The 16,104-nt window shown below is 68.6% G+C and carries 7 protein-coding genes; 2 read left to right on the forward strand and 5 right to left on the reverse strand.

Annotated features, from left to right (window positions below; all coding sequences use genetic code 11):
* Nucleotides 1-109 precede the first annotated feature (109 nt).
* On the forward strand, nt 110-892 hold the full coding sequence (locus C1707_RS24255) for a hypothetical protein (protein ID WP_240633811.1): 783 nt from the start codon (nt 110-112) through the stop codon (nt 890-892).
* Between the two features lie 18 nt (nt 893-910).
* Here the strand turns inward: C1707_RS24255 and C1707_RS24260 are convergent, their stop codons facing one another.
* The 5 genes from C1707_RS24260 to rpoB all read right to left on the reverse strand — a co-directional run bounded on the left by C1707_RS24260 (nt 911) and on the right by rpoB (nt 13,991).
* Entirely contained in the window at nt 911-2,788 is a 1,878-nt protein-coding gene (locus tag C1707_RS24260; RefSeq protein ID WP_145998378.1) for an alpha/beta hydrolase family protein, read from the reverse strand.
* 208 nt (nt 2,789-2,996) lie between these two features.
* Nucleotides 2,997-4,793 carry a methyl-accepting chemotaxis protein gene (locus C1707_RS24265; protein ID WP_101713303.1) on the reverse strand — a complete coding sequence of 599 codons (1,797 nt, stop codon included), beginning with the start codon at nt 4,791-4,793 and terminating at the stop codon, nt 2,997-2,999.
* Between the two features lie 127 nt (nt 4,794-4,920).
* Nucleotides 4,921-5,445, reverse strand: a complete 525-nt coding sequence (locus C1707_RS24270) for a hypothetical protein (protein WP_101713304.1) — start codon at nt 5,443-5,445, stop codon at nt 4,921-4,923.
* Between the two features lie 168 nt (nt 5,446-5,613).
* Nucleotides 5,614-9,804, reverse strand: coding sequence for a DNA-directed RNA polymerase subunit beta' (rpoC, locus tag C1707_RS24275; RefSeq protein WP_101713305.1), 4,191 nt, complete (start codon nt 9,802-9,804; stop codon nt 5,614-5,616).
* Nucleotides 9,805-9,920: 116 nt separating this feature from the next.
* A complete protein-coding gene (gene rpoB, locus C1707_RS24280; protein WP_101713306.1) occupies nt 9,921-13,991 on the reverse strand; it encodes a DNA-directed RNA polymerase subunit beta in 4,071 nt (1,356 codons plus the stop codon).
* A 341-nt stretch (nt 13,992-14,332) separates the two neighbouring features.
* On the opposite strand from rpoB, the gene C1707_RS24285 reads away from it, so the two are divergent.
* Complete coding sequence (locus tag C1707_RS24285) at nt 14,333-16,081, forward strand: tetratricopeptide repeat-containing glycosyltransferase family protein (RefSeq protein ID WP_101713307.1); 1,749 nt, start codon at nt 14,333-14,335, stop codon at nt 16,079-16,081.
* The last annotated feature ends 23 nt before the right edge of the window (nt 16,082-16,104 follow it).

A 16,104-nucleotide genomic window follows, 5' to 3' on the forward strand; every position in this document is an offset into this window, starting at 1 on the left:
CTTCTGCGTCGGTTAACGCGACGTTTACTCGCTCCGCGACAAGGCCACGCTTTCGCCATCAGCGGTCGACAGCCTGAGCCTGCAACCCTCCCTTGTCGTCGAGTCTCTCGTGGTCGAAGCCGCCGCGCGGTCGATAACCCTTCTGCTGGATCGCCCCGCCGAAACCAAGCCCGACAAGCGGTTCTGGGCCGTGGCGGGCGGGTCGGCGGCCGTGCACCTGGCGGTGCTGGCCTGGCTGGCCCTGCCCGTGCGCGAGGTCTTTCCGGACCAAGACGTGGTGTCGACCGTGACCATCGACCTGATGAGCGAGGCGCCGCGCGAGGTTCCGCGAGAGGCGAGCCGGCAGGCCCCGGCCGCGGCCGCCAACCCGCTGCCGATTCCACGCGAGGCCCGCCGCCCGGCCCCCTCGGGAATCGCCCCCTCGCCTTTCGTCGCCGCGCCCTCGGCCGGACAACGCGACCGCGGCGCCGGCGAGCATCCCGCGCCGCTGCCCGCCGCCCAGCCCGGCGGCGACCTGAAGGCGGCGCTGCGCGGCAGCGGCACGGGCTGCGCCAATGACAAGGCCGTTGGCCTCAACCGCCGCGAACGCGAGCGCTGCGACGAGCGCTGGGGCGAGGCCGCACGCAAGGCGCCCGAATACGCGGCCCCCATCGAGGCGGGAAAGCGCCGCGACTTCGACATCCAGTCGCTGCGCCAGGAGGCCGCCCGCGCCTATCGCGACGCGCCGATGGGCCCGGGCGTCGACCATCGCAGCCGCGACGGTCCGGGACGCGGCAAGGACATCCCGATGGTCGGGGGCCTGGAGCAGGACGGCCTGGGCCGCGAACGCGACGCCAGGGGCCAGCAACTGCGCCTGCTCGAGATGCAGCAGAAGAAGGCCAGGAAGGACTAGCCCCCTTCCCTGCCGCCCCTAGCGAGCGACCGGCAGGTGCTTGGCCAGGAACTGCTCGGTCGCCTCCAGCACGCGGGTGCGGGAGGCCGAGTTGGTCAGATAGTGGTCGTCCTTCTCCAGGGCGAGCGTCTCGACCGGACGGCCGGCCGCCTGCAGGGCGTCGCGCATGCGCTCGGACTGGGCCGGCAGCACGGTAGTGTCGCGCTCGCCCCAGGCCAGCAGCACCGGCGGCGTGGCCTTGCTGACCCTGCGGGCCGGCGAGATCGAGGTCAGGGCGGTCGGGTCGCCTACGGTCGAGCCCATGACCTGGCGCCAGTAGCGGAACGAGTCGGACTCCTTGCCGTAGGCCGTGACCGTCTCGCCCAAGGCCTGGGGCAGGTCGGAGACGCCGTTGACCGAGACCGCGCAGCGATAGGCGTCCGGGTTGAGGGTCGCGCCGGCCAGGGCCGAATAGCCGCCGAAGCTGGCGCCGACGATGCAGACCCGGGCCGGATCGACCACGCCGTCGGCGGCCAGGCTGGCGACGCCGTCCAGCAGGTCGGTCTGGATCTTGCCGCCCCATTCGCGCTCGCCCGCCTTCTCGAAGGCGTCGCCGAATCCGCCCGAACCGCGGAACTGCGGCTGCAGCACCGCATAGCCCCGGGTGGCCAGGAACTGCGCCCACCAGTCGAAGTCGAACGCATCGCGGACGGCGGGGCCGCCGTGCGGCATGACGATCAGCGGCAGCTTGCCGCCGCTGGCCGGCGCGTTCGGCGGCAGGGTCAGGTAGGCCGGGATCTCCAGGCCGTCGCGCGCCTTGTAGGTCAGCCAGCGGGTCTGGCCCAGCGCCTGGTCCTTGAGCTCGGGATACTCCTCGCCGAGCGGCGAGATCTCCTTGCGGGCCCGGTCGAACAGGTACCAGGTCGCCGGCGCGGACGGCGAGGTCACCCGGGCGACGAAGCGCGTGCGGTCCTTCGACCAGCCGGTCAGCAGCACGTCGCGGCCCTTGAAGGCCCGCGAGAGCGCGCCGTGCACCGTGGCCAGCTGCGGGTCGAGCCACTCGTAGACCGGGCGCTCGCCGCCGGAGACGATGGCCACCGGCGTCGTCAGGTGGCTGTCGCGCAGCAGGCCGACGTCCTGGTTGGCGACCGCCTTGCCGACCGGCTCGGGCTCGCCGCCGGCCAGGCGGATGCGGATCACCTGCGCGACGCCGTCGGCGCCCTTGCGGATCATGAAGGCCGCGTCCTCGGCGTCGGAATAGCCCAGGTAGCTGTCCTCGCGGTCGGCGCTGGCCAGCGGCCGCCACTGCTTCTGGCCCTTGGCCCGGGCATAGAGGCTGACCTTGTGGCTGATGATGTCCTCGTCGACGCGCACGCGCGCCTCGCCGTCGGCGTCGACGCTCCAGCGCTTGGTGTCGGGCGTGCCGCGCTCGGCGACGGCCCCGCGCCCCTTGGCCACGTCCACGCGCCACAGGGTCCAGACCAGCGGGTTGATCACTCCCTTGCGGACGAGGCGGGTGCCGAGACTGCCCTCGCCGTTGTCGACCACCTGGTCCAGGCCCAGCACCAGGGCCTTGGGCTTTTCGCCGTCGACGACGCCCAGCACGGGCTGGCTCAGCGCGTAGGCCGAGGGATTGTCGCCCTCGAGCAGGGTCGAGACGACCTTGCCCTTGTTGTCGACGACGACGTTGCGCTCGAAACGGTAGGCGTTGCGCGGGCCGACCGTCTGCCAGTAGGCCGCGCGGACCAGCACGTAGCCCTCGCCGACCCAGCGCACGTCCATGGTCTGGACGTCGCCGAGCGCCAGCTGCGTCTCGCCCGGCTTGTCTATGGTGGCGAAGCGGACGGTGCGGGCCGCGGGCCCGCCGCCCAGGATGGCCAGCTGGTCGCCCGCTGGCGACATGGCGACGGACTGCACGCCCGGCAGCCGGCCGAAGGCCGAAGCCGGCGGCGGCGACTGCGCTTGCGCCCCCTGAAAGGCGACGAGCGACAGAACAGCCGCGGTCCCGAACCTAGAAAACACACCCACCCCCGAACACGCGAAGCGGCAACAGCCGATCGCATGCACTCAGAGCGGTACCGGCCCTGGGCGTCAAGCCCAAGGCCAAGCTTGACGCGCCTCCGGCTCAGCCTGCGCGGCGCAAGGGCGACGACGCCTGCGAAGTGCGGAAGCGGGCGACCATGCCCGACAGCTCGTCGGCGGCCGTGACCAGGTTGCGGCTGTCGCCGGCCGAGCGGCTGATCAGGGCCGCGTTGCGCTGGGCGCCCTGGTCCATCTGGTTGACGGCGGTGTTGACCTGCGAGAGGCCCACCGACTGCTCCTGGGCGCCGGCGGCGATCTGGCTGACGATGCCGTCGATGGCCTCGACCTGGGCGACGATCTTCTGCAGGGCCTCGCCCGTGCGGCCGACCAGCTTGACCCCGGCCTCGACCTGGCGGGCGCTGTCGGCGATGTGGACCTTGATCTCCTTGGCGGCTTCCGCCGAACGCTGGGCCAGGGCGCGGACTTCCTGAGCGACGACCGCGAAGCCCTTGCCCGCATCGCCGGCGCGCGCGGCCTCGACGCCCGCGTTGAGCGCCAGCAGGTTGGTCTGGAAAGCGATCTCGTCGATCACGCCGACGATCTGCCCGACCTGGTGGGACGAGGCCTCGACCCCGCCGATGGCGGCGATGGTGTCCTCGACCACGGCGCGCGAACGGCCGGCCTCGGTCTGGGCCTCGCGCACGGCCATGTGCGCCCCGCGCGCGCCCTCGGCGGTGCGGCGGACCGTGACGGTGATTTCTTCCAGAGCCGCGGCCGTCTCTTCCAGGCTGGCGGCCTGCTGCTCGGTGCGGTCGGAGATGTCGGACGAGGCGTCGGCGATGCTGCCGGCCCCGGCGTTGAGGGCGCCGACGGCGTCGACCACCGAACTCATCGCCGCTTCCAGCCGCTCGACGGCCTGGTTGAAGTCGCTGCGCAGGCCTTCGTAGTCATGGGCGAAGGGCTGATCGAGGCGGACCGTCAGGTCGCCGTTCGACAGGCGGCCCAGACCCTGGGCCAGGCTTTCGACCACCTGGCTCTGCTCGCGGGCCGAGCGGGCGTCGCGAGCCTGTGCGGCGGCGCGGTCGGCCTCGGCCTGGTCGCGATGGTTGGCCGCGTCGGCCTCGAAGCGTTGCTTGGCCTCCGCGTCGTCGCGGAAGGCGTGGACCGCGTCGGCCATCAGGCCGATGTCGTCCCGGCGGCCGGCGAACGGCAGCGCCACGTTCAGGTCGCCCTTCATCAGGCGGGCCATGGCCTCGCGCAGGGTCTTCAGCGGCGACAGCTGGCGGCGAACGGTCAGCACCGAGGCGACGCCGCCGGCCAGGCCCAGCACCACGCCGGCCGCGCCCAGCCAAGCCAGCTGGCGATAGACCGGACCGAAGTAGTCGGCCTTGGGCACGCCGACGAACATCACGCCGATCACCTGGCCCGAGGCGTCCTTGATCGGGTCGTAGGCCACGAAGTAGTCGCGCTTGAGGATCTTGGTCTCGCCGCGATAGGGCTCCCCGCGACCGAGCACGGCGTCATAGACCGGGCCCTGGGCGAGGCTGGTGCCGACGGCGCGCGAGCCGTCCGGCTTCTCGACGTTGGTGGTGATGCGCTTGTCGCCCGCGAAGACGGTGGCCACGCCGCCGGCCAGCGCCTTGACGCGGTCGACGCCGGCCAGGTCGCCGTTCAGCACGTGGTCGCCGACCAGCAGCTGGTCGCCCTCGCGGCGGAACGCCTGGCCCTGGCGGCCGATGACGTCCCAGGCCACCCGCATGCTGGTTTCCTGCTGGGCGATGGCCTGCCCCTTGGCGAAGCCCAGCGAGCTCCAGGCGACGACGCCCAGCAGGCCGGCCAGCAGGACGGCGAAGGCGGCGGCGATGGTCAGGCTGACCTTGGTGGAGATGTCCGAGCGCATGGGGTCCGGGCGAAGAGGAAGGAATTTGCACTCCTTTTCACGCCGACCGCCTGAAATTTCATTTAACGCGCTGAAATAACGAGAGTCTTTTTACAATTCGTCACATTGCCACCGAAGGTTGCCAAACTTATGCAGCCGGCTTTTCGGTCTTGGCAGGTCGGGTGATCCTGCCGTTGCAGGCCATCTTCCAGGCTTCCCAGTAGGCCGTGTCGAGATGGGCGCAGCCAGCCTTGTTGTAGGCGACTTCGGCGTCGTACCAGTCGACATCCTGCTCGCCGAGATACTTGAGCACCAGCGCCCTGCACTGCGGCCTAGCCTTGGGCGACAGGGCGTCCTGCTCTCGGACGACCTGATAGGCCTCTTCGTTCGGGATCCTCTGCGCGACGAACCCCGTCCAGCGCTCGCCCGGCATGGCCGCGTCGAGGCAGACGAACCGCCCCTTTCCTTCGACGTCGCTGATCAGCGGATCACGGAACAGCACCTCCTTCGGCTCGGCAAACGTGCCGGTGACCACCTGAAACACCTCGTCGATCGCGACCTTGTCGGCGCCCGTGAAGCCGTCCGAGGGCTTGGGATCCGGCGGGATCTCCGGCGCGCAGGCGGTCAGGCCCAGGGCGGCCGCGACCGCCGCGATCGAGAGGCTGCGAAACATGGACGTCCCCCGACATCCGGCCGCCCCGGCGACCGCGCAAAACAAAAGAGCGGCCGGGTTTCCCCGGCCGCTCCTTGTCTAGCACAACCCTTGAGGCTGTCCGCCGCCGATTACTCGGCGTCAGCCCGGGATGCCTGAGGCATCCCGGTTTCCGAGCAGCTCGGACGCCTATTCGGCGTCCGAGAGCGCGATTTCCGCCGGCAGCGGCTCCATCGCCTCTTCGCGCTGCTGGGCCAGCTGCTCGTCGCGCTTGGCGGCGACGCGCTGCAGGCTGCGCAGGTAGGAACCCGTACCAGCGGGGATCAGGCGACCCACGATGACGTTTTCCTTCAGGCCTTCCAGGGTGTCGGTCTTGCCGTGCACCGAGGCTTCGGTCAGGACGCGGGTCGTTTCCTGGAACGACGCGGCCGAGATGAAGCTCTTGGTCTGCAGCGAGGCCTTGGTGATGCCGAGCAGCACCGGCTGGGTCACAGCCGGACGGCCGCCGCGGGCGATCGCCTTGTCCTGCTCCTTGTCGAACTCCGGCTTATCAAGGTGGTCGCCCTTGATGAGGCCGGTGTCGCCGGGCTCAATGATCTCGACCTTCTGCAGCATCTGACGAACGATCGTCTCGATGTGCTTGTCGTTAATCGGCACGCCCTGCAGTCGATAGACCTCCTGGATCTCGTCGACGAGGAAGTTGGCCAGGGCCTCGACGCCCAGGATGCGCAGGATGTCGTGCGGATCCGGGTTGCCGTCGATGATGTACTCGCCGCGCGTGATGTAGTCGCCATCATGCACCGCGATGTGCTTGCCCTTCGGGATCAGGAACTCGACCGCTTCGGGCTGGTTGCCGTCGGCGTCGACGTCCGGAGTGATCTTGATCCGGCGCTTGTTCTTGTAATCCTTGCCGAATTCGACACGGCCGTCCATTTCCGCGATGACCGCGCAGTCCTTCGGACGGCGGGCTTCGAAGAGTTCGGCGACGCGCGGCAGACCACCGGTGATGTCCCGGGTCTTGGCGCCTTCGGTCGGGATACGGGCGATGACCTCACCCGGCTTCACTTCGTCGCCGTCGGCCACCGAGAGAATGGCGCCGACCGACAGGAGGTAGCGAGCCTCGCCGCCGTTCGACAGACGCTTGTAGCTGCCATCCTCGGCCAGCACGCCCATGGCCGGACGCAGGTCCGAACCGCGGGCCGACGCACGCCAGTCGGCGATGACGCGCTGGGCGATGCCCGTCGCTTCGTCGACTTCCTCGCGGACCGAGAAGCCGTCCACCAGGTCTTCGGCGCGGATGCGGCCGCCGACTTCGGTGATGATCGGCGTGGTGTAGGGGTCCCAGTCGGCCAGACGCTGGCCGCGCTTGACGGTGTCGCCGTCCTTGATCTTCAGGCGAGCGCCGTACGGCGGCTTGTAGTTCTCGCGTTCCTTGCCGTCGACCAGCACGCTCACCGAGGTGTTGCGGCTCATCACGACCAGGGCGCCGTCCGAAGCCACGACCGTGGCGCCGCTGACGCGGGCGACACCGTCGTTGCTGCTTTCGAAGAACGACTGCTCGGCCACCTGGGCCGTGCCGCCGATGTGGAACGTACGCATGGTCAGCTGCGTGCCCGGCTCACCGATCGACTGGGCGGCGATGACGCCGACAGCTTCACCGATGTTGACCGGGGTGCCGCGGGCCAGGTCGCGGCCGTAGCAGGCGCCGCAGACGCCGATCTTGGCTTCGCAGGTCAGGACCGAGCGGACCTTCACCGACTGGACAGCCGCCGCCTCGATGGCGTCGGCCATGTTCTCGTCGATGTAGGTGTCGGCCGGAGCGACCAGCTCGCCGGTCGCCGGATCCTTGACATCCTCGGCCGTGAAGCGGCCCAGGACGCGGGTGCCCAGCGAGACCAGCACGTCGCCGCCTTCGACCACGGCGTGCAGGGTGATGCCCTTGGTGGTGCCGCAGTCTTCCTCGACGATGATGCAGTCCTGCGCGACGTCGACCAGACGACGGGTCAGGTAACCCGAGTTGGCGGTCTTCAGCGCGGTGTCGGCCAGACCCTTACGGGCGCCGTGGGTGGAGTTGAAGTACTCCTGAACGGTCAGGCCTTCCTTGAAGTTCGAGACGATCGGGGTCTCGATGATTTCACCGGACGGCTTGGCCATCAGGCCGCGCATGCCGCCCAGCTGCTTCATCTGGGCTTGCGAACCACGGGCGCCGGAGTGGGCCATCATGTAGATGGCGTTGATTTCCTTCTCGCGGCCGTTCTCGTCCTTATGCTTCATCTGAAGCTCGGCCATCATCTCGTCGGCGACGCGATCGGTGGCCTTGGCCCAGGCGTCGACGACCTTGTTGTACTTCTCACCCTTGGTGATCAGGCCGTCGGCGTACTGCTGCTCGTATTCCTCGGCCAGGGCGCGCGTCTCGGCGACGATTGCTTCCTTGCGCTTCGGAATGATGATGTCGTCCTTGCCGAACGAGATGCCGGCCTTGGCGGCTTCCTTGAAGCCCAGGCCCATGACCTGGTCGGCGAAGATCACCGTCGCCTTCTGACCGCAGTGGCGGTAGACGATGTCGATGAGGTTGCCGATTTCCTTCTTGGTCAGCGCCTTCTCGATCAGTCGGTGACCGATCGCGGGGTGGCGCGGCAGCAGGGCGGCGATCTTCATGCGGCCCGGCGTGGTGTCGATCACGCGGCGGCGAGCCACGCCATCGGCGTCCACTTCGGTGAAGCGCGACTTGATCTTGGCGTGCAGCGACACGACGCCGGCGTCCATGGCCGCTTCGATCTCGCCCAGGTCCGAGAAGATCTTGCCTTCGCCCGGCTCGCCGTCACGGGCGACCGACAGGTAGTACAGGCCCAGGACGATGTCCTGCGACGGCACGATGATCGGGCGACCGTTGGCGGGCGACAGGATGTTGTTGGTCGACATCATCAGGACGCGCGCTTCCAGCTGAGCTTCCAGGCTCAGCGGGACGTGCACGGCCATCTGGTCGCCGTCGAAGTCGGCGTTGAACGCGGCGCAGACCAGCGGGTGCAGCTGGATGGCCTTGCCCTCGATCAGCTTCGGTTCGAACGCCTGGATGCCCAGACGGTGAAGCGTCGGGGCGCGGTTCAGCAGGACCGGGTGCTCGCGGATCACCTCTTCGAGGATGTCCCACACCTGGGGCTGTTCGCGCTCGACCATGCGCTTGGACTGCTTGACGGTGCCCGACAGGCCCTTGGCGTCCAGGCGCGCGTAGATGAACGGCTTGAACAGCTCGAGCGCCATCTTCTTGGGCAGGCCGCACTCGTGCAGCTTCAGGTCCGGACCCACGACGATGACCGAACGGCCCGAGTAGTCGACGCGCTTGCCGAGCAGGTTCTGACGGAAGCGGCCTTGCTTGCCCTTCAGCATGTCGGCCAGCGACTTGAGGGGCCGCTTGTTGGCGCCGGTGATGACGCGACCGCGACGGCCGTTGTCGAACAGGGCGTCGACCGACTCCTGCAGCATCCGCTTTTCGTTGCGAATGATGATGTCGGGCGCGCGCAGCTCGATCAGGCGCTTCAGGCGGTTGTTACGGTTGATGACCCGGCGATACAGGTCGTTCAGGTCGGACGTGGCGAAGCGGCCGCCGTCCAGCGGCACCAGCGGGCGCAGTTCCGGCGGGATGACCGGCACGACGGTCAGCACCATCCACTCGGGACGGTTGCCCGACTCCTGGAAGGCTTCCAGGATCTTCAGGCGCTTGCTGAACTTCTTCTGCTTCATGTCCGACACGGTGCCGGCCAGTTCCTCGCGCAGACGCTCGGCCTCTTTTTCGAGGTCGATGGCCTTCAGCAGGTTCTGGACGGCCTCGGCGCCGATCTCGGCGGTGAAGCTGTCGTCGCCGTACTCGTCCTGAGCGCGGATGTAGTCGTCTTCGCTCAGCAGCTGGTGCTGCTTCAGCGGGGTCAGGCCCGGCTCGGTGACGATGTAGTATTCGAAGTACAGGACGCGCTCGATGTCCTTCAGCGGCATGTCGAGCATCATGGCGATGCGCGAGGGCAGCGACTTCAGGAACCAGATGTGGGCGACCGGCGAGGCCAGCTCGATGTGGCCCATGCGCTCACGGCGAACGCGGGCGAGGGTGACTTCCACGCCGCACTTTTCGCAGATGATGCCCTTGTACTTCATGCGCTTGTACTTGCCGCACAGGCATTCGTAGTCCTTGGTCGGGCCAAAGATACGGGCGCAGAACAGGCCGTCACGCTCGGGCTTGAACGTGCGGTAGTTGATGGTCTCGGGCTTCTTGATCTCGCCGAACGACCACGAACGGATCTTTTCCGGCGAAGCGAGCGAGATGCGGATCTGGTCGAAGGTCGGCGTGGCCTGGACCGGATTGAAGATGTTCAGGACTTCCTGGTTCATCTTGGTTCCTTCTGCGGGACTACCCGCGAAAATTCAAAGTGGAGAAGAGGCTGAAAGTGGCCCCTCCCCTGCGCCTTTCTTTCCTGGGAAAGATGGGCAGAGGAGGGAGATCCGGATCAGCTGTTCTCCAGCTCGACGTTCAGGCCGAGCGAGCGCATTTCCTTGACCAGCACGTTGAAGCTTTCCGGGATACCGGCTTCGAACGTGTCGTCGCCGCGGACGATCGACTCGTAGACCTTGGTCCGGCCGGCCACGTCGTCGGACTTCACCGTCAGCATTTCCTGCAGGGTGTAGGCCGCGCCGTAGGCTTCCAGAGCCCACACTTCCATTTCCCCGAAGCGCTGACCGCCGAACTGGGCCTTGCCGCCCAGCGGCTGCTGGGTGACCAGCGAGTACGGACCGATCGAACGGGCGTGGATCTTGTCGTCGACCAGGTGGTGCAGCTTCAGCATGTAGATGTAGCCGACCGTGACCGGACGCTTGAACTGCTCGCCGGTGGTGCCGTCGAACAGGATCGACTGACCCGAGCGGTTCACGCCGGCCATGTCGAGGTGACCCTCGATGTCTTCCATGCGCGCGCCGTCGAACACCGGGGTGGCGATCGGAACGCCCTTGCCCAGGTTCTTGGCCAGTTCGACCAGGTCTTCCTCGGTGTCGGGCAGCTCTTCGTCCGGGCCGTAGACGTCGCGCAGACGCTGGACCAGGGCTTCCTTCTGACCGCCGTGCTGCCAGTCCTCGAGCAGACCGGTGATCTGCTTGCCGAGGTTGGCGCAGGCCCAGCCCAGGTGGGTTTCGAAGATCTGACCGACGTTCATGCGCGAAGGCACGCCCAGCGGGTTCAGCACGAGGTCCACGTGGGTGCCGTCGGCGAGGAACGGCATGTCCTCGATCGGCAGGATGCGCGAGATGACGCCCTTGTTGCCGTGACGGCCGGCCATCTTGTCGCCCGGCTGCAGCTTGCGCTTCACCGCGACGAAGACCTTGACCATCTTCATGACGCCCGGGGGCAGTTCGTCGCCGCGCTGCAGCTTGTCGACCTTGTCTTCGAAACGACGGTCGAGGCGCTTGCGGTTCTCGTCGAACAGACGGCGCAGCGACTCCAGTTCGCCCATCGCCTTCTCGTCTTCGAGAGCGATCTGCCACCACAGGCCCGAAGCCACGCCGGCCAGGCCTTCGGCGGTGATCTCGCCGCGCTGCAGGCCCTTGGGACCCGACAGGGCGACCTTGCCGATCAGCAGGTCCTTCAGGCGGCCCGAGATGTTGCGGTTCAGGATCGCGAACTCGTCGTCGCGGTCCTTGCCCAGGCGGTCGATCTCGGCGCGTTCGATGGCGAGCGCGCGCTCGTCCTTGTCGACGCCGTGACGGTTGAAGACGCGCACGTCGACGATCGTGCCGGCGACGCCCGGGGGCAGGCGCAGGCTGGTGTCGCGGACGTCCGAGGCCTTCTCGCCGAAGATGGCGCGCAGCAGCTTCTCTTCCGGGGTCATCGGGCTTTCGCCCTTCGGCGTGACCTTGCCGACCAGGATGTCGCCCGGTTGCACTTCGGCGCCGATGGCCACGATGCCGGCTTCGTCGAGGTTGCGCAGGGCCTCCTCGCCGACGTTCGGGATGTCGCGGGTGATTTCTTCCGGACCGAGCTTGGTGTCGCGGGCCATGACTTCGAATTCCTCGATGTGGATCGAGGTGAAGACGTCGTCGCGGACGATGCGCTCGGAGATCAGGATGGAGTCTTCGAAGTTGTAGCCGTTCCAGGGCATGAACGCGACGAGCGCGTTGCGGCCCAGGGCCAGTTCGCCCAGCTCCGTCGACGGACCGTCGGCGATGATGTCGCCGGCGCTGATCTTGTCGCCCACCTTCACCAGCGGACGCTGGTTGATGCAGGTCGACTGGTTCGAGCGCTGGAACTTCGACATCCGGTAGATGTCGACGCCCGAGCGGGCCGGATCGGTCTCTTCGGTGGCGCGCACGACGATGCGGGTGCCGTCGATCTGCTCGACGACGCCGGTGCGCTTGGCGATGACCACGGCGCCCGAGTCACGAGCCACGACCGCTTCCATGCCGGTGCCCACGAGCGGGGCGTCCGACTGGACGAGCGGAACGGCCTGACGCTGCATGTTCGAACCCATGAGGGCGCGGTTGGCGTCATCGTTTTCGAGGAACGGGATCAGGGCGGCGGCCACCGACACGACTTGGCGCGGCGACACGTCCATCAGGTCCACCGTCTCCTTTTGCAGGAGGGTCGGTTCGCCGTTGATGCGGCCCGGAACCAGGTCGTCGGCGATCTCGCCGGCGTCGACCTTGATGTTCGACTGGGCGATGACGTGCTTGGACTCCTCCATCGCCGACATGTAGACGACTTCGTCCTGCGGCTTGCCGTCCTTCACGCGACGGTACGGGCTCTCGATGAAGCCGTACTTGTTGACGCGCGCGTGGGTGGCCAGCGAGTTGATCAGACCGATGTTCGGGCCTTCCGGCGTTTCGATCGGGCAGATCCGGCCGTAGTGGGTCGGGTGAACGTCGCGGACTTCGAAGCCGGCGCGCTCACGGGTCAGACCGCCCGGGCCGAGGGCCGAGAGACGACGCTTGTGGGTGATTTCCGACAGCGGGTTCGTCTGGTCCATGAACTGCGACAGCTGCGACGAGCCGAAGAATTCACGGACGGCGGCGGCCGCGGGCTTCGCGTTGATCAGGTCGTGCGGCATGACGGTGTCGATATCGACCGACGACATGCGTTCCTTGATCGCGCGCTCCATGCGGAGCAGGCCGACGCGGTATTGGTTTTCCAGCAGTTCGCCGACCGAACGCACCCGGCGGTTGCCGAGGTTGTCGATGTCGTCGATTTCGCCGCGGCCGTCGCGCAGGCCGACCAGCAGCTGCAGCACGGCCAGGACGTCTTCCTTGCGCAGGACGCGGACTTCGTCCGAGACTTCCTGCTCGAGGCGCATGTTCATCTTCACGCGGCCCACCGACGACAGGTCGTAGCGCTCGGCGTCGAAGAACAGCGACTTGAACATTGCCTCGGCGGCTTCCACCGTCGGCGGCTCGCCCGGACGCATCACGCGGTAGATGTCGAACAGCGCATCTTCGCGGACGGCGTTCTTGTCCACGCGCAGGGTGTTGCGCATGTAGGCGCCGACCGTCACGTGGTCGATGTCGAGCACGTCGATGGTGTCGAAGCCTTGGTCGGCCAGGGCCTGGATCGTGGTGACGTCCAGCTCGTCGCCGGCTTCGGCGTAGATTTCGCCCGTCTCGAAGTTGACGGCGTCACGGGCCAGGTAGCGGCCGGTCAGGGCTTCCGGACCGAGCAGCAGGGTCTTCAGACCGCCGTCGGCCAGCTTCTTGGCGTTGCGGGCGCTGATCTTCTGGCCGGCCGGAGCGACTTCCTCGCCGGTGTCGGCGTCGATGAGGGCGACTTCCGGCTTCACGCCGCGCCAGCGCTCGGGCTTGTACGGGGTGGCCCAGCCGCCGCTGCGCTTTTCGAACGGGACGACGTCGTAGAACGTGGTCAGGATCTCTTCGCCGTCCATGCCCAGGGCATAGAGGAAGGTCGTGGCCGGCAGCTTGCGGCGACGGTCGATGCGGACGTAGACGATGTCCTTGGCGTCGAACTCGAAGTCGAGCCACGAGCCGCGGTACGGGATCACGCGGGCGGCGAACAGCAGCTTGCCCGAGGCGTGGGTCTTGCCCTTGTCGTGGTCGAAGAACACGCCCGGCGAACGGTGCATCTGCGAGACGATGACGCGCTCGGTGCCGTTGACGATGAAGGTGCCCTTGTCCGTCATGAGCGGGATGTCGCCCATGTAGACGTCCTGCTCCTTGATGTCCTTGACCGAGCGGGCGCCGGTTTCTTCCTCGGTTTCGAAGACGATCAGGCGCAGCTTGACCTTCAGCGGCGCGGCGAAGGTCATGTCGCGCTGGATGCATTCCTCGACGTCGTACTTGGGCTCTTCGAACTCGTACGAGACGTATTCGAGCACGGCGCGCTCGTTGAAGTCCTTGATCGGGAACACCGACTTGAAGACCGCCTCGACGCCCTCGTCGCGACGCTGGCCCGGACGGACCTCGCGCTGCAGGAACTGTTCGTAGGAGGAGCGCTGAACCTCGATGAGGTTCGGCATCTGCACAGCCTCGGGAATGCGGCCGAACGACTTCCGGATCCGCTTCTTGCCGGTGAAGGATTGCGCCATGTTTTTTCCCTGCGGCGCGGACGGAATCCGCGCGTGAATTCGAATGCCTCGGCGTCCACCCTCGCCGCTCCCTTGTTCAGGGAGCTGCGGACGCTGGATTCTCCTGCCTGGCGACCGGGACCGGAAGCCTGGCGGGCGCCCCTTCGCGCGGATCGGAGGGCGGGTGATCGCGCCTCGGGGCGTTGAAGGGCGGACACACGCGTGCGCGTTCCGCCGAAATGTCTTCGTGAACGGGCCGATATAGGGGATCGAAGCGAGGATGAAAAGGGGGAAAGAGCGACCAATTTCGCGGGCAGGCTTCGTTCAACCCGGTGACGCTTCCCCCTTGCGAAGGCCCGCCGATGACCGCCGCGCTCAAGACCCGCCCCAAGGCCGCGCCCGCGCGGCCGCTTTCGCCCCTGCACCGGATCGCCGCGCGGCTGGACGAGGTTCCCGCCGCCGCCCGCAAGCGGCTGGTCGGCGCCGGGGACGCGCTGGCGGACGGCGACTTCGCGCGGGCCGAGTCCTTGGCCGCCGCCGCCCTGCCCGAGGGCGGGAGCCTGGCCCTGCGCCTGATCGGCCTGACGCGCGAGCGGGCCGGCGCCCTGCCCCAGGCCTTCGAAGCCCTGCGGGAAGCGCACCTGAAGGCCCCGGCCGATCCCGACGGGGTACGCGACCTGGCCCGGCTGGCCCGCCGCATGGGCCAGCCGGCCCTGGCCGCCGACCTGCTGGCCCGCGTGCGCGCCGCCGCGCCGGGCGACCTGGCCGACGCCCAGGATCTGGCGGCTGTGCTGCGCGACCTGGACCGCTGCGACGAGGCCCTGGCGATCGTGCGCGAGGCGATGGCCGACGCCCCGCAGGCCCCGCACCTGTGGAGCCTGCTCGGCTCGATCGCTGCCCAGAAGGGCGACGACGCCGACGCCCGGGTGTTCCACGACGAGGCCCTGCGGCTGGCGCCGCGCGACGTGCCGATCCTGGCCAATGCCGCCCTGGCCCGCCTCGACGTCGGCGACGCGTCCGCCGCCAAGGCCGCCTGCGACGCCGCGCTGGCCGCCGGGCCGACGCCGCCCCAGGCCGCCGCCGTACGCCTGGCCCGCGCCACCGCCCGCCTGTGCCTGGGCGACCTGGGCGGCTGGGAAGACTACGCCGCCCGCCTGGCGCCCGAGCGGCGCGAAGCCCTGGCCTTCGACATCGCCGCCCCGCGCTGGACGCCCGCCCGGCCCCTGGCGGGACTGTCGCTGATGCTGGTCGGCGAGCAGGGCCTGGGCGACGAGGTGATGTTCGGCTCAATGATCGGCGACGCCCTGGTCGCCCTGGGTCCCGCCGGCCGGCTGACCCTGGCGGTGGAGCCGCGCCTCGTTCCGCTGCTGGCCCGCGCCTGGCCCGCCGCGCGGGTGATCGGCCACGCCACCGCCAGCCTCGCCGGCCGCCTGCGCCGCACCGTTCCCGACGCGGGCCCGATCCAGGCCTGGGCCCCGATCGGCGACCTGCTGCCGCTGCTGCGTGGAACGCCGGAGAGCTTCGCCGGCGCCAAGCCCTTCCTCGCGCCCGATCCGGCCCGCGTCGCCCACTGGCGGATCTGGTTGGAAAGCCTTGGCCCCGGCCGAAAGGTCGGGATCCTCTGGCGCAGCGGCCTGATGGCGGGCCTGCGCGCCCGCCGCTTCGCGCCGTTCGAGGCCTGGACGCCGGTGCTGGCGACAAGCGGCGCGGTGTTCGTGAACCTCCAGTACGGCGAGGCCGAGCCGGACCTGGCCCGCGCCCAAGCTCTGGGCCTGGCGATCCACCGCCCGCCGGGCCTGGACCTGATGCAGGACCTGGAGGGCGTCGCCGCCCTGGCCTGCGCACTGGACATGATGATCGGCCCGATGACCGCCACCAGCAACCTGGCGGCCGCCTGCGGCGTCGAGACCTGGATCCTCGCCTCCAACCCGTCCTGGCCGCTGCTGGGAACGACCGGCTGTCCCTGGTATTCGAACGCGCGAGCCTTCACGCCGGACGAGGCGGATGATTGGGCCCCGAGGCTGGAAGGCCTGGCACGGGCGTTGGCGCAGCGGCTGAACGATATGGCAGGGGCGTTGGCCCAGCGGTTGGGGCTGACACCCGCTGCGTGAGACAGTCTACTGTACGTCGCAAG

Source organism: Caulobacter flavus (assembly GCF_003722335.1).
GTDB classification, from domain to species: Bacteria; Pseudomonadota; Alphaproteobacteria; order Caulobacterales; family Caulobacteraceae; genus Caulobacter; species Caulobacter flavus.

Coding starts and splice junctions, on each gene's coding strand:
- C1707_RS24270 (WP_101713304.1), bottom strand. CDS start 5,445: ATGTTTCGCAGCCTCTCGATCGCGGCGGTCGCGGCCGCCCTGGGCCTG.
- C1707_RS24265 (WP_101713303.1), bottom strand. CDS start 4,793: ATGCGCTCGGACATCTCCACCAAGGTCAGCCTGACCATCGCCGCCGCC.
- rpoC (WP_101713305.1), bottom strand. CDS start 9,804: ATGAACCAGGAAGTCCTGAACATCTTCAATCCGGTCCAGGCCACGCCG.
- rpoB (WP_101713306.1), bottom strand. CDS start 13,991: ATGGCGCAATCCTTCACCGGCAAGAAGCGGATCCGGAAGTCGTTCGGC.
- C1707_RS24285 (WP_101713307.1), top strand. CDS start 14,333: ATGACCGCCGCGCTCAAGACCCGCCCCAAGGCCGCGCCCGCGCGGCCG.